The organism is Mesorhizobium sp. LSHC420B00 (assembly GCF_000503055.1).
Taxonomy (GTDB): Bacteria; Pseudomonadota; Alphaproteobacteria; order Rhizobiales; family Rhizobiaceae; genus Mesorhizobium.
The window spans coordinates 1-14,287 of record NZ_AYVY01000047.1 but is presented as its reverse complement, the minus strand read 5'-3'; the positions used below and the strand labels follow the sequence as shown (position 1 = coordinate 14,287).

Sequence of the window (14,287 nt, the reverse complement as noted above, 5' to 3'; positions counted from 1 at the left end):
GCGAGCTTATGCACTCGCCATAGAACGTCTGGGTGTCCTGACCGGGAGCGCTGACGCTTACGTTCGCAGGGAGCCTTAGGGAAAATGTGAATTCTTGAGCGCCGTAGGCTGCTGTCATCAAATTCGATCCTACACTCATAGGAACGGGCTTAGTCTGGCCAACTTGAAGCGAGTTGTCGTCGGCACCCATGCCACCGCGGAATGTCAGGATCATGGGAGGCATCTTCTCGAACTGGCAACTGACGACGGTGGGTTCGGCGGCTGTCGCCATGGTTGGCAGCAGTAAGAGCCAGGCGGACGCGAGGAAACGACGCGCCATTAGAATTTGAACTCTGGTCTTGATGCCGACGCGTTCGCTTCCATTTCGACGCAGCCCTTCAGGATTGAGTAGGAACTTCCACTGACATTGGCGACTTCGTCACAATAGCTGCGAGTCTGTGATGGAACGCCAGACCACACAGGCCTGAGATCGTCGTAAGCCTCTTGTTCCATTTTCATGCATCCGTTGTAGATCATCGCTGATCCGCCGCTCACATCGGAAACGTCCTTGCCGTACCCCGCCGGGTCATACCTTGGGATCTCCTGCGCGTGCGCGTACAACGTCGACACGATGAGAAACGACGCTATTAACACTGTTCTGATTGTCATCATGCCCCTCCACGACCGCGGCGACACTCGGACAAAGAGGAAGGGAATTCAAGCACCATTCATGGCGCTCAGCGGGTACATGCCTGATCTTCCAGGCCGACAATCGGCCCTTCTACCTCTAGAATGCCTTGGTTTTGCAGAAATTGGCGTTGAAGTAGCTTACAGCAGCAATAATCCGGGACGGTTCCCGCAGGATCGAACCGTGCATACTGTCGCTGTTGCACTTGATGTATCCACCCTCCCGAGCACCGCATCCGAAGCCGGGATCCTGCCGATACTCGTAAGGTACGCCGTCCTTCTGTGGCCAATAGACCGTGCTCGAGCTGAGAGGCGGATAGACAGTCTCTTGGGTTTGCCGATTGATCATGTCGATCTGCGTCTGGAGGGTTGGTGGTTCTTCCGACAATCGCTCGAGGTTGCGTGCCCTAAACATTTCAGTGACGGGTTCACTCCCGGTGTCGGAGATCCCGCTAAAGAGAAAGGCGGCAGTCTCTGCGGATTGTGCGAAAGCGGAACCGGCATCAAAACCAGATACATCGCTACTGTCCGAAGCATTCGCCATCCCCAAGCCCGACCCTTCGTCGACACAATCACATCTATCTGAGCCCCGGCAACAGAATTATGAAGCCGTACAGCTTTCCCGTTGCTTCACTCGAGAAGCCCCTTTTTCACCACGATTTGGTACGTGTCGGCCGTCAGCTTGCCAATCGGACAGCCGCTTTCCCGGTCATCCAAGGCGGCATGTCATCGTTTGCCATGCGGCTGACGGGCGATCCGTTCAGGTGAAGGCAACCGGTACGGACGCGGACCGGTCTTTCGGCATATGGACACGAGTACTGATCACCTGCTGCTTTTCGACATCGATTTCGACAGCCTCAAGGGTGAGGTCATCTTCAAGGGCCCCGAGAAGGTGGCCTTGGCAAAGATACCCGTGAGCTGGATCGGGCAGCGTCCGGTTGCCAAAGGCATCATCCGGGCGGCTGACAAATCTGTAGACGATCGAGATCGGCTAGGGCGCATAGATCGCTAGCTGAGAACCCCGGCAACGTATCCGCTCATGCCACGCCTCTTGATTTCGGCCCGGTCGCAATGATCACAGCAAGCTCGAAATCCCATTGTGGGCGAGCGGCTCCCGAATACCCAGTCGAGAATTCTGACTGACAGACTCGGACGTTCCCTGGATTTCGGGCCTTGGAAGTAGGTCGAGATCGCCTCTCTCATACAGCTCTGCGACCTCATCATCTCGTTCACCTGGTCGATCTGGCGGAAGCGTTGTTCAAGCCTGTGTTCGCGATCGACAATCAAGACATCAGTCGATGCGACTGTTTTCTCGGCCATGAATCGAAGACGCGAGACGTCGCGGTTTACACTTGAGCCATTGTGGAACATGACAGCCACAGAGGGCCTTCCGTCCCGGCCCGCGCGGCCGAATTCTTGCAGTTGATCCTCGACAGAGGCCGACTGCTGCCAGTGGATCACCAGGCGGACGTTCGGGACATCGAGACCCATCCCAAACGCGTTCGTGCAAATGATCTGGTCGACTGACGGTCTGCTCTGCCCGAGGAATCTTTTCACGAGTTCCTGACGATCCCAAGAGGTTCCCAGCTTCGAATGGTACAACGGGACATCAAGCCCGCCATCGCATAGTGCCTGCTGCAAGTGCTCGCCGACTGCTACCGACGGCACGAAGATCATCGCCTTCTGGCCGCGGAGCTGAGGCAATCTGAGCAGAGTAGCGATTTCCGTTGCCCTGTGTTCGGTCGCACACCTCCAACGGGCGAGCGCGATGTTGGGGCGGTCTACGTCCCGGACGAAAACTACGGCATCGTCAACACCAAGCGAAGCCAGGATGCGTTCCTGCATCTCCCTCCCTGCCGTCGCAGTAAATGCGAGCACGGGTGGCGATCCCAATTTCTCCCTGACCTCACGTAGGCGGCCGTATTCAGTTCGGAAATCGCGACCCCATTGGTCGACGCAATGGGCTTCGTCGACGACCAGGAATGTTGGCTTCGTTTGCTTGAGGCGCTGTCGCTCTTCCTCGCTGCGGACGAAAAACCGCTCGGGTGCGAGATACAGCAATTTGATCGCGGATTGGCCGAGCAACGAAAACCGCGTTTGCTTCTCTTCTGCATTCAGATCGCTATTGATGAAGGTGGCCGGAATCTTTTTGGCGAGTAGGTCCGATACCTGCTCCGCCATCAGGGTCTTCAGCGGACTGACAACCATGGTGAGACCGCAACGGAGAACCGCAGGAAGTTGGAAGCACAGCGTCTTGCCGGATCCGGTTGGGCTGACGACGAGAACGGATTTGCCTGACAGGGCAGCCAGAACGATCGGCAGTTGCCCTTGGCGGAACCGATCCAACCCGAAGAGACGGAGAGCCGGGCCGAAATTCGCGACCGCTTCCGAATACTGACCGTCAGTATCCAGCCATCTGGCCAGCCTGACCGCCCATCTTTCGATAACCCTGCGTGCTAGTCCGCCTGCAAGATTTGGATGATGAGATGCGTGGCACCCATCGCAGAGGGTGATGAGGTTCGAGAGTTCGTCACTTCCGCCCATTGACCGCGGCAGGAGATGGTGAACATCAGCCTCGGCGGATTTCACGGGTGTCGAGCAGGCCACGCAGCGGTAGTTGTCGCGTTTGAGAACCAGGAGGCGAGTGACCTGCCATGTGCCTGCGTTAGACGATTGGTCCATCATCCGGTCATGCCCATCCCCCGTGAAGGTACAGACCTGTAGCAGACGTGGGTTTACCAAAGACTGACCATTGATCAGCGCCACCGCTTTGGTAGAGAATAGGCTGGGCAACGGGGGTTCTTGAATTTTATGATGCGTTGGGCAGCCGTCTGCGCGATGATGGGGCTGGCAATCTTTTCAAGTTCAGCGATAGCCGCCGAAGTCGAACTTCTCGATCTCCCGGGCGACCTCGAAATTATCAGCATCAAGGGCGAGATCACCGATGGCGCCACCGATCGGTTCCACGAGCTGGTAGAGAAAAAGGAGCGGATATCCGTCGTTCTTCAAAGTCCGGGTGGCCTGATCAAGGAAGCCCTGCAGATCGGCGCAGAAATCCCGCTCCGAAATTCTCGACAACGGTTTTCGCCGACGGCGAATGCTACTCCGCCTGCGGCCTGATCTGAGTATCCGGTGCCAGGCGTTACATGTCGCCAGATTCAAAGATTGGCTTCCAGGCAGCTTTCCGCAGCCGTCGCCGCCCGCACGATGGCAGCGAACCATTCTTTCTCGTGTGTGAACGCCTGTAAGCGCTCATCCGACCCCCTCGATTCCGGCCCTGCTCAGCCTGGCCTGACCATGCGAAGAATCCTCTGATTTGGACGGAGGTGACTGCATGGATAGAGACGGCAAAATGGGCGTCCAATTGGACGCCTCAAGCGACGGCTATGCCGGTCGGCTGGAGGTGATCGAGGGCCCGACGGGCCGGCGGCGACGCACGGACGCCGAGAACGCGCTGCATTCCCGGTCATCAGACAACGGCCCAGGCCTGGAACCGCTTTCGGCCGGTGATTTCGCGCAGATTGAGCGCACCTACAAGATCCTGCGCACCCTGCCGGCTGACCTCCAGTTCCTTCTGGACCATGGCCGTCGACACCAGCGGCCGCGCCAGGACCAAGTCTATCAGCCGCGGCAGTTGCGAGTTCGTCCGCCGCGACCGCAAGCGCCGCTCCAGCTGGCACCGCGCCAGCACCAGCCGGTCATGTTCTTTCAGCCCGGCCGATGCCGCCGCGTGGATGGTCTCGAGGACAGCGAGCAGCCGCACACTTTTCTCACGGGCGCGCCGCCGGTCCCTTTGGATAGCGCGCAAGCCGACAGAGAGACTGGCGAGATGGTTGGCGGTCGTGCCGGTCTGACGCAGCAGGGCCGCGGCCAAAAGCGGCCCGAGCCATGGCGCGTGCTGCAAGACCTCGATCTCGGTCCAGGCGTCGATAAGCAACGCGACGCGCAGCACGGCGGGCAGGTCGATTGTTGCCTGCAGCACTGCCTGCCATTCAACCAGCCGTGCATCCTCATCCCAGTCGAGGTCGTAGACCAGCGCCGGCCGGTCGTTCGCGATCGGCCTTTTTGGACCGGCCTCGATGCCGGCGAGCACCTTTGTCGATCGGGCGAGCAAGGCGTCGATTTCGGCGAACTCGTGCGCCAACGCGTCCTGCTCGGCCGACGACCCCCCCTCATCGACGCCCTCTTCAGAAGGCCAGGCACCCTCGCCGTCGCGGCCTTTTTGCGCCGGCTCCGCAGCTGCGCCGCCGCGGCCAGTCAGCGCCAAAAGCCCGTCGCGGCCGAGCGCCCAGTTCGGCTTGTTCGCAAAAATGTGGCGGCGGGCGCGCAGCACCGCATGTGCCCGGGTGAGCTCATGGGTCGGGGTGCGGATGTCCATATGGGCGTCGTGCAGGACGAGATCCTCAAGGTGCACGAGCTCGCCCTCGATCCACAGCGCGGCGGCGGCATCTGCAAAGTTCTGGCGTTCGACAAAGCCGTCGCGGACGGGCGAGCGGGCCAGCCGCTCGTCGAGGCGGGTCAGTGCCGCGGTTGTGGCTTTTACTTGCGGATTTCAATCCTGCGAATGTCATATCCGCGTTGGCTTTGGGTGGTATTGCGCGACTGATTTCTCGCTAAGAATTTCAATCATGGGGTGCCGCCTTGCAGAAGCTGGTGCAAAAGGGGCCTTCGGCCGCGTCCCGAACTGCGACCGACGACCACTGGTCGCAGGCGCGGCGGATAGCGAGCGAACTCGACAAGGTCCTCGATGGTTCCGCGCCGCGCCGATCGGCGATTGCTCGCGTAGCGGCTGAGCTGCAGTTGTCGACCCGTCAGATCTACAATCTCCTGGCGCGCTATCGTGACGACCGAACAGTAACGGTGCTCTTGCCGAAAACGGGCAACACACGCCGGAAGCGGTTGCCGTCGAAGATCGAGGAAATCATTGCTGCGACATTGCGCGAGCAGTGGCTTGTTCTGGAAGCGCCGCCGCTTGCCCCTGTCGTCGCCGAAATCCGCGCGCGTTGCGAGGAGGCCGGCCTTCGACCGCCGTCCTACATTGCCGCCGCGCGCCGCATCCCGGCTTTGTTCACGCCGGAAGAGATTGCCAAGGGGCGGTCAGCCAACCCGAAGCACCTTCGTCGCCTCAAGCCGCGGCCGGGCTATATCCATGCCCCGCGCCCGCTCGACGTCTGTCAGATCGATCACACGCCGACCGACATCAACTTCGTCGAGGTGGTCGACGGTGCCGGCATTTTCGTCGGCCGCGCCTACCTGACCATCCTCACCGACGTGTTCTCGCGCTGCATTCTGGGTTTCTGCCTGTCCCTGGAAAAGCCGTCTTCCCTCTCCGTCGCACTCTGTCTTGCGCACGCAATGTGCCCGAAGGAGCAGTGGATGGCCGCACGCGGCCTTGACCATGACTGGCCAATGCTCGGCCGACCACGCCGACTCGTCACGGACTCGGCCAAGGAGTTCAAGGGGCGGGCGTTTCAGCGCGGCTGCGAGGAATACGGCATCGGCATCCGATATCGTGACCGCGGCCGCGTCCATCAGGGTGGTGTGGTCGAGCGTCTGCTGGGCAAGCTCAATGCCGTGCTTGCTACGCACCCGGGATCGACCGGACGATCGGTGGCCGACCGTGACGAATATCCGTCCGAGAAACGTGCTTGCCTGAGCTTTGCCGATCTCGAGCGTTGCGTCGCGCTTGCTGTCGTCGATCACAATCTCCAGGAGAACGCCAAGACGCTAAAAGTGCCGCTTACCGAGTGGCAGGCACACGCGGTGGATAATCCGCGCTTCAATTACGACGCGCATGACGTCCTGCTGACGTTTCTGCCGGGTGCCGAACGGCGCCTGACGCCGCAAGGCATCAGCATGTTTGCCCTGTTCTATTACGCGCCATGGCTCGGTTCGTTCGTTCCCGAACGCGACCGGTTGGGCAAGCTGGAGATTCGTTACGATCCGCGCGACATCAGTCATGTCTATGTCCGCGACCCCGCAGGTGTCGCCTTTCGCTCGGTCCGGCGCCGTGACGGGATTTTGACGCCGGTCACCCTGTGGGAGCACGAAAGCGACCGCGCCAACCGCCGGATGGCGAATGCCCGGTCGAATGTCGAGAAGGTCCAGCTCCGCCGTGAGATTGCGTCCGTTGCCGGAACCGCCAAGCACAAGAAGACGGAATTGCGCAACGCCGTTCGCGCTGGCCATGCGGCGGGAGCTTCCAAGCCTTATGAGGCAATGGCGCCGGTGCCGCCGGCCCCGGTGGAGCACCCGGTGCGTCAAAAGCGGCGGCTGCCGATCGAAGAATGGTAGCGCGTGAATGGCCGATCATCTTCTCGACCATGTACGGCCCTATCTCGATGGAAACATCGAGGAGCGGATCGCCTTCATCCGCTCGCCGCGCTGGATCGGCCATCACGCGGCGCTGGACGCTCATGAGCGGTTGGCCGACTTGCTTTCCCGTCCGGCTGCACTGCGCACCGGCGGCCTGATGCTGATTGGTCCTTACGCCAACGGCAAGACGATGGTCGCCGAGCGATTCGCAATCGAGCATTTGAGGATGTCTCCGACGCAACGGGTCTGGATCGTGCAAACCCACGAGGGCGCGGGGCTTGCCCATTTCTATGCCAGCGTCCTTCAGGCGCTGAAAGCGCCGATCGGCAACGTCCGCAATGTGGTCGGAAGGCTGCGCAACTCGATCACTTGCTCGCCAGCCTCGCGCCCCGAATCCTGATCTTCGACGAATTCCACAACGCGTTACGCGGCCGCACCCGCGACGTCGAGGCGATCTTCGCCTTCCTGCGTCGGCTTGGCCGGATTCACGACATCTCGCCGGTGCTGATCGGTGAGGTCGCCGTCTATGACTTTATCAATGCGACCGATGAAATGGCGAGCCGGTTCGAGCTGTGCGCGGTCCCGCGGTGGCGCTATGGCGAAGAATATCTGGCGCTCCTCGACAGTCTCGAGGCGGCCCTGCCGCTCGCCAAAAGCTCCGACCTGTCGGAGGAAGAGATGGCGCGCAAGATCTTTTCGCTCTCGGAGGGCCTGATCGGCGAGGTCGTCGCCATCCTCACCAAGGCGGCGGCGGTCGCCGTCCGATCCGGCGCCGAGTGCATCTCGATGGCGATGATCGATCGGTTAGGCCACATTCCACTCTCGGCCCGTCGTCAGGCGCCGGTGCGCGAAGCCCTGCTATAGCGGCTATGACCGGCACGGCCGAGTTCGCGATCGAAGTGCAGTCGCACTACCGGGAGATTCATTCCGACCGCTGGCCAGTCGTGGTCGTGCCGCAAGCGGATGAGCTGCTATCGAGCTGGCTCAATCGCCTGGCGTTCGCCAATGGCATCGCACCGCGCCATTTTGCCGACGTTTTCGGGATAGACGGCGGCATGTGGTCGGCGCGGCTCGATCTTGCGCTGCCGGATGGCGCGGCGCGCCTGCTTCATCACTATTCCGGAGTTGCGCGAGACACTTTGGCTGCAATGACCCTTGCGCAGGATGAGCGCACGCGCCTCCTGCTACCACTGCGCCAGACCGGCCACCGAGGGCGCTCGACCTGGCTGCAATTCTGCCCTCAGTGCCTCACCTCCGATTTGGCGCCTTACTTCCGCCGGCGGTGGCGGATGGCGAGCAGTATCTCCTGCCCGATGCACGGCTGCGGGCTGCGTGACCGGTGTCCGTCTTGCGGCAGCGGCACTGCAGCATTTAATCAATCGGGCCTTATTCCGCAGCATCATTGCGCCACTTGCCATTTCGACCTGAGAACAGCCGCGAAAGTCAGCGTGAAAGCGGCAACGCGGCGTTTCGAGCGCTGCCTTCATGACATGCTCCGCATGGAGGCCGCCAAGGGCTTTCTCGCAAAGAGTTCGCTGATCGCGCGACTCCTCAGCCTTCCGACGGCCGTTGATCCCGGCTCGGCCAGGACGCTGATCAACCTATCTTCAGCCGCGCGCATCCGCTGTTTCGACCAAATAGCAGAAGAATGTCACGATCATCTGACGGCCGGGACGGAGGCTTTCGAAATCATCTTCTGGCGTCAGCGCATTCTCGCCGCCGGTAGCCTTGCTGCAGCCTTGCAACCGCTCTGCCAGTGGATGCGCAAGCGTGTCATGATCGAGGACGAAGCTCCCCAAAGGACGATTGATATCCAGGGCGTCGATCTTTCTGCCCTGATTGGCGCTTATCGACGTGTTAGAGAACGGCAGTTAGGTGGTCATGGTACCAGAGCATATCGGCCTGTTGGAGGCCGAGCTGACATATCTGGCGTTTGATTGACAGACAGTGGTTCAGGCTGTGTCGAAATGCGATTTTGAAAGAGACGATGAGATTGACCGTATCCGTGCCCGCCTGGAATCGCTGGCTGCGGAGCGACGAGCCCTTGAAGCAAGACTTGTCGAGCTTGATCAGCCACAGGCACTGCTCCCCTTGGCGGACCTGTCCGCGCCTTTCGCCGAAGCCGCGCCGGTCACCAATGCGTCAACGGCGGTAGACAAAATTGCTCTGTTCCGCCGCCTATTTGCTGGCCGATCGGACGTGCATCCGGTCCGCTGGGAAAACAGGAAGGCGGGGCGGTCGGGCTATGCGCCGGCCTGCGCCAATGAGTGGGTGAAGGGAATCTGCGGCAAGCCGCGGGTAAAATGTGGCGAATGTCCACGTCAGGCCTTCATTCCGGTCTCCGACGACGTAATTGAAAACCATCTGCGTGGCGCGACCGGGTCGCGACGCGGCTCCGAGAACTTCGTTGCCGGGGTCTACCCGCTGCTGCTCGACGAAACCTGCTGGTTCCTGGCGGCTGATTTCGACGGCGAGAGTTGGTCCGCGGATGCAATCGCCATGATGGAAACTTGCGATGCCAAGGGCATTGATTCCGCGCTCGAGCGGTCGCGGTCCGGCAATGGCGGGCATCTCTGGATTTTCTTCTCCGAACCGATCCCGGCGCGCACCGCGCGACAGCTCGGCTCCCTCCTCGTGACCGAGACCATGGAGCGACGCCCGGAAATCGGCGTTGCTTCTTACGACCGCTTCTTTCCAAGCCAGGACACCATGCCTATTGGCGGATTCGGGAACCTCATCGCCCTTCCGCTGCAGCGGCGCGCGCGGGAACAGGGCAACAGCGTCTTTGTCGATCGAGATCTGCGTCCCTATGCCGACCAGTGGGCGTTCCTGTCGTCATTGCCGCTTCTGCCCGCCGACGCGGTGAGCCGCTTGGTAGACGAGGCGGAGATGCGGGGCCGCGTGCTCGGCGTGCGATTGCCGGTCGAGGACGAAGCAGCGGATGAGCCCTGGCGGATGACGCCTTCCAGGCGTGCTCCGATCGTAGTCACCGAGCCGCTGCCAGACCGAATCAAGATCGTGCTCGCGGATCAGGCCTATGTCGAACGCACCGGCCTGCCCGCCACCATGGTGGCGCGGCTCATTCGGTTGGCTGCTTTCCAGAATCCGGAGTTCTATCGCGCCCAGGCCATGCGCCTGTCGACCTTCGGCAAACCCCGGATCATTTCCTGCGCGGAGGTGCATCCGAGTCATGTCGGCCTGCCGCGCGGCTGTCTGGACGAGGTGATCGGCCTGATCCGGAATCACGGCGGTGACGTCGACCTGGAGGATCGCCGGGAATCGGGAGCTTCGCTTCCCGAAGGCACACGGTTTCTCGGCGCGCTGAGGGGCAGGCAGGTCGAAGCCAATGAAGCGCTGGCGGCGCACGACTTTGGCGTGCTAGCTGCCGCCACGGCATTCGGCAAGACGGTCGTCACCGCGGCACTGATCGCGCAGCGCGCCCGCAACACGCTGATCCTCGTGCACCGCCGAGAACTGCTCGCCCAGTGGGTCGAACGTCTGAAAGCCTTCCTCGCAATTGACCCGCAGCATATCGGCGTCATTGGCGGCGGGCGCCGCAAACCGACAGGCATTATCGACATCGCGCTTATCCAGAGCCTTGTCCGGCGCGGCGAAGTTTCGGATCTGGTGGCCGACTACGGCCATCTCGTCGTAGACGAGTGCCATCATCTGTCCGCAGCAAGCTTCGAGCTGGTGGCGCGGCGCGCCAAGGCGAAATACGTCCTCGGCCTGTCGGCGACTGTCGCGCGCAAGGACGGGCACCATCCGATCATCTTCATGCAATGCGGACCGGTCCGGTATCGCGCGAGTGCGCGCCACCAGGCAATCGAAAGCACATTGAGCCACCGTGTCCTGGAACGATCGACCACATTCCAGCTTCCGCTTTCCCTTGCGAACATGGAACGCCCCTCGATGCCAGCAATCTATGCCGCGCTTGCTGTGGACGAGCCCCGCAACGATCTGATCTTCGACGACGTGCTGAAGGCGCTGGAAGCGGGGCGGTCGCCGGTCGTGCTGACCGAACGGCGGGATCATCTCGAACGCTTGCAGGCGCGATTTGCCAAGTTTGCTCGCAATCTCGTGGTCCTGCGCGGCGGCATGAAGGCTGCGGACCGCAATGCGGCCGAGGCTGCCCTTCGCGTATCGGACGATCAGGAACGGCTCATTCTGGCGACAGGCCGCTATCTCGGAGAAGGCTTTGACGACCATCGGCTCGACACGCTGTTCCTGACCATGCCGATCTCGTGGAAGGGGACGCTCGCCCAGTATGTCGGGCGCCTGCATCGCGAACATCAGGGCAAGTCCGACGTTCTCGTCTATGATTATGTCGACGGGGCCGTGCAGGTTCTGGCGCGTATGGCCGCGAAGCGGCGGACCGGATATCGGACCCTTGGCTACCGTCTGGAATAGCGTCGGTCAGGGTCTATCGACGATGTTGCCGCGTTCGTGCGACGATATGGCGGTTTGGCTCTCCAAGGCCGTCCGGCCATGCCTATGCGCCCGGGCGCAACGCTTGGAGCAGCGGCTTGAGCTTGTGCTTGCGCCGGTGTTTTTCGATAAGCTTGTCGATTCTTTCGATCCAGTCGTCGAACCGGCCCGCCGCATCATAGGCGAGCACCGCCTTTTCCAGCCACTGCGCCGCCAGTTCGTAGAATCCGGCCTGGCCCGAATCCATGACGTTGACGGCCATGCGCTCGCAGACATCGATGACCCAGTCGGGATGGCTGGCGTGCGCCGCCTCGGCGAGGCGCATAAGAACCGTATTGGACGGATTGCGCAAAACGTTCTCGACGTCGACGGACCGCACCGCCTCGTCGATCCTGCCTTCGTTCAGGAAAATCTCGGTCCGGTCGTGAGCGTGTTTCGCCGCCGCCAGCTTCGCGAGAAGGCGGGCGCGCATCGCCGTCCATTCCGGTCCGGCCAGGGTCTCGGCCGCCCGAAAATCATCGAGCGACAGACTGTGCTCGAAAGCGGCGCCCGCCGCCGTCAATGCGGGTTCTCTCCTGGCCAGCGCGGCGGCGCAATCGCGCAGCCAGCGCGCGAGACCGACAATCCCATAGGAGCGGTCCTCTTCCGCCTTCAGCGTCAGACCCCATTCGGCCAGTTCCAGCGCCTCGTCGATCTGTCCCGCCTCCTTCAAGACCTGTGAGAGCAGCAGAACCTCTTCGGCGGAGCGAAACTGTTTCCGGGCATAAGCGGCAGCTTCCGCGACACGTGCCAGCCGCACGAGCATCGCGGCATGATCGCCATGCCGTCCCGCCGCTCTGGCGAGGTTGAGAAATTCCTCCGCCCGCCCGCCGATATCGAGCACCCGCAGCCGGGCTTCCGTCAGCCGCTCCATGATCCAGTCGCCCAGGCCCGAGAGCGGCCAGGTTCGTCCCCGGCCGGCCATCACGTCCGCAAGACCGATCTCATCCCAGCCCTGTTCGAGCGCATCGATCGCGACCTGCAGATGGTCGTCGAGGCCGTAGCCGTCGAGTTCGCCCTGCCAGACATCGAGCCGCGCCATCAGGTCGTCGCGTTCGCCAGGTGCGAGATCGCTCATCAGGACCGCCTCGGCGATCAGTTGGCCGAGCACGGGAAAAAACTCGTGCAGCGTTTCGTCCCAGTCGGCCTGTTCGAGCCATGCGGGCACCAGGGCCTCGGTGACCGGCTCCAAAATGGCGAGGGCGTTGCGACCGTCACCCGCCTCGAGGAAAGGCCTCGCCTTGTCGATCAGCGCCGCGACGCCGTCCTCGTCGATCGCGGGGACATCGTCGCTCCAGCCGCGTCTTCGGGAATTGCGCCCCGACAGCAGCGCCTCAGCCTGCCGTCTGATCGGTTTCGGATCGACGGCGGTGCGACGCGCACCCGCCAAAAATCCGTCCGGCGCGCCGACGGCCAGTTCCGCCTCGAGCCAGAGCACCAAGCCCGGATCCTCCTCGGCCCGGCTGATCAGCAGCGCCGCCAGCGCCGCCCGATCGAGGTCCCGGAGCATGTCCGCGAGCGGAAGCCTTTCCACGACCTCGCCCGGCTTGGCAACAAACTTCAGGAGCACGGCGACGACATGCTTGCAGGCGCCGCCCCAGTCGTAGGGGCAGGAGCAGCGTGTCTCGATCACGCCGCGCGTGTCGGCGACGCCGCCATCGCGGAGCCTGACCGACACGACGTAAGGCGCGAATTCGCTGCCTTCGACCTGCGCGGTCAGGACATCGCCGCGGCGCACGAGTTCGGAAACAGCCCCGCTGCGAAAGTAGCTTTTGCCGCGCGCGAAGGATTCCTCGGTGGCGAGGGCACGGATCGTGTCTTCCCCGAATGGCGGTGGCGTCATGGCAGCCCCTGCTCCTCCGCCTCTGCGTCTTCGCTGACAATGCCGAGCGCGCCGGACAAGTCGGCGAGCAGTTTTGCCTTGTCGAGCAGGCCGGCGTCCTCGAGCTTCTCCATGTCGGGGAGATCGCGCAGCGTCTCGAAGCTGAAGTGGGACAGGAAGGTCTTCGTCGTCACATAGGTGTAGGGCGCCCCCGGCTGCGGCGCGCGCGGTCCGGAAGCAATGAAGCCGGCGCCGCGCAGATTGCCAATGAGGTCGCGGCTGATCTCGCGGCCGAAAAAACCGGACAGCTCGGCGCGGGTGATCGGCTGGAAATACGCCACCGTCATCAGCACCAGCGCTTCCGATTGCGACAGGTCGACGGTCTGTTCGCTGACGCCCGAAGCGGCGCGGATAGCGTCTGAAAAAGCCGGCCGGGTGCGGTGCTGCCAGCCGTCGGCGACCGCCACTAGATCGTAGGGTCGGCCGCGCAGTTCGGCGCGGATGTCGTCGATCAGAAGATCGAGATTGCAGTCGCGGCCCACCATCCGCGCAAGAACCTCCCGCGACACCGGCTGGTGGGAAGCGAAAATGACGGCCTCGACCCGCCCCATCCATTCACGCCACCGAACCTCCGGCGGCAGGTGGTCGAGATCTCGGTCAAGCAACAGTCGTTGCCCATCCCCATTTCCTCGGCGAGCCTTCGTCGGACGCGCCGCCATCATCACAGCCCGTAGATGCGAAAGGTGGCGCGGCCGGACAGTTCGCGCACCGCGCCGAGACCGGTCAGCCGCTCGAACAGGCGCCGCGCGCCCCATCGCGACAGATGGGGCGTCTGCAGCGAGCCGGGCACGGCGTCCTCGTCGAGAAGCAACCTGATCGCCTCCCCCGCCCCTTTCGCCCTGAGCTTGGGCGCCGCCGCGGCAAGCCGGGCGGCGTTCCGGGCGATGTCGGCGGCCAGCCGGCAGGCCTCCACCGAGGCTTGCGCGACCGCGAGGCAGACCGCCCGCTCGAACTTTT

Annotated in this window: 13 protein-coding genes and 1 pseudogene; 7 read left to right on the top strand and 7 right to left on the bottom strand. The window is 62.5% G+C overall.

Annotated features, from left to right (window positions below):
• Positions 1-318: 318 nt before the first annotated feature.
• Both X760_RS71835 and X760_RS74030 read right to left on the bottom strand, forming a co-directional pair.
• Positions 319-648 carry a hypothetical protein gene (locus X760_RS71835; RefSeq protein WP_051409787.1) on the bottom strand — a complete coding sequence of 110 codons (330 nt, stop codon included), beginning with the start codon at positions 646-648 and terminating at the stop codon, positions 319-321.
• 118 nt (positions 649-766) lie between these two features.
• Positions 767-1,210: a hypothetical protein gene (locus X760_RS74030; protein WP_023722837.1), complete on the bottom strand. Its 444-nt coding sequence runs from the start codon at positions 1,208-1,210 to the stop codon at positions 767-769.
• A gap of 261 nt (positions 1,211-1,471) precedes the next feature.
• Between X760_RS74030 and X760_RS77680 the strand changes: the two genes are divergently transcribed.
• Positions 1,472-1,678, top strand: coding sequence for a hypothetical protein (locus tag X760_RS77680; RefSeq protein ID WP_023722835.1), 207 nt, complete (start codon positions 1,472-1,474; stop codon positions 1,676-1,678).
• On the opposite strand, the gene X760_RS71825 is transcribed toward X760_RS77680, so the two are convergent.
• The gene (locus X760_RS71825; protein WP_023722834.1) at positions 1,675-3,459 is read right to left on the bottom strand and encodes a RecQ family ATP-dependent DNA helicase; all 1,785 of its coding nucleotides are present in this window, start codon (positions 3,457-3,459) and stop codon (positions 1,675-1,677) included. The two genes, X760_RS77680 and X760_RS71825, sit on opposite strands and share 4 nt — an antisense overlap.
• Positions 3,460-3,504: 45 nt before the next feature.
• On the opposite strand from X760_RS71825, the gene X760_RS76930 reads away from it, so the two are divergent.
• Complete coding sequence (locus tag X760_RS76930) at positions 3,505-3,786, top strand: hypothetical protein (RefSeq protein WP_156948341.1); 282 nt, start codon at positions 3,505-3,507, stop codon at positions 3,784-3,786.
• 349 nt (positions 3,787-4,135) lie between these two features.
• Here X760_RS76930 and X760_RS71815 read toward each other — a convergent pair whose 3' ends face one another.
• Complete coding sequence (locus X760_RS71815; RefSeq protein WP_280940438.1) at positions 4,136-5,167, bottom strand: RHE_PE00001 family protein; 1,032 nt, start codon at positions 5,165-5,167, stop codon at positions 4,136-4,138.
• Between X760_RS71815 and X760_RS78615 the strand changes: the two genes are divergently transcribed.
• The 5 genes and pseudogenes from X760_RS78615 to X760_RS71795 all read left to right on the top strand — a co-directional run bounded on the left by X760_RS78615 (position 5,075) and on the right by X760_RS71795 (position 11,391).
• Entirely contained in the window at positions 5,075-5,272 is a 198-nt protein-coding gene (locus X760_RS78615; RefSeq protein ID WP_031195293.1) for a hypothetical protein, read from the top strand. The two genes, X760_RS71815 and X760_RS78615, sit on opposite strands and share 93 nt — an antisense overlap.
• 44 nt (positions 5,273-5,316) lie before the next feature.
• Positions 5,317-6,960 (top strand): Mu transposase C-terminal domain-containing protein, encoded by a 1,644-nt coding sequence (locus tag X760_RS71810; protein WP_245278783.1) that lies wholly within the window; start codon positions 5,317-5,319, stop codon positions 6,958-6,960.
• Between the two features lie 7 nt (positions 6,961-6,967).
• Positions 6,968-7,845, top strand: a pseudogene (locus X760_RS71805) (TniB family NTP-binding protein).
• A 5-nt stretch (positions 7,846-7,850) separates the two neighbouring features.
• Entirely contained in the window at positions 7,851-8,918 is a 1,068-nt protein-coding gene (locus tag X760_RS71800) for a TniQ family protein (protein WP_023722827.1), read from the top strand.
• Between the two features lie 154 nt (positions 8,919-9,072).
• Positions 9,073-11,391, top strand: a complete 2,319-nt coding sequence (locus tag X760_RS71795) for a DEAD/DEAH box helicase (protein ID WP_245278782.1) — start codon at positions 9,073-9,075, stop codon at positions 11,389-11,391.
• An 82-nt stretch (positions 11,392-11,473) separates the two neighbouring features.
• On the opposite strand, the gene X760_RS71790 is transcribed toward X760_RS71795, so the two are convergent.
• The 3 genes from X760_RS71790 to X760_RS0140270 all read right to left on the bottom strand — a co-directional run.
• Positions 11,474-13,291, bottom strand: coding sequence for an SWIM zinc finger family protein (locus X760_RS71790; protein ID WP_023722825.1), 1,818 nt, complete (start codon positions 13,289-13,291; stop codon positions 11,474-11,476).
• Positions 13,288-13,989: an SMC-Scp complex subunit ScpB gene (locus X760_RS71785; protein ID WP_051409785.1), complete on the bottom strand. Its 702-nt coding sequence runs from the start codon at positions 13,987-13,989 to the stop codon at positions 13,288-13,290. Before X760_RS71785 ends, X760_RS71790 begins: the two co-directional genes overlap by 4 nt.
• A 2-nt stretch (positions 13,990-13,991) precedes the next feature.
• The coding region (locus X760_RS0140270) for a DUF1403 family protein (RefSeq protein ID WP_031195286.1) at positions 13,992-14,287 on the bottom strand (296 nt) is incomplete at its 5' end.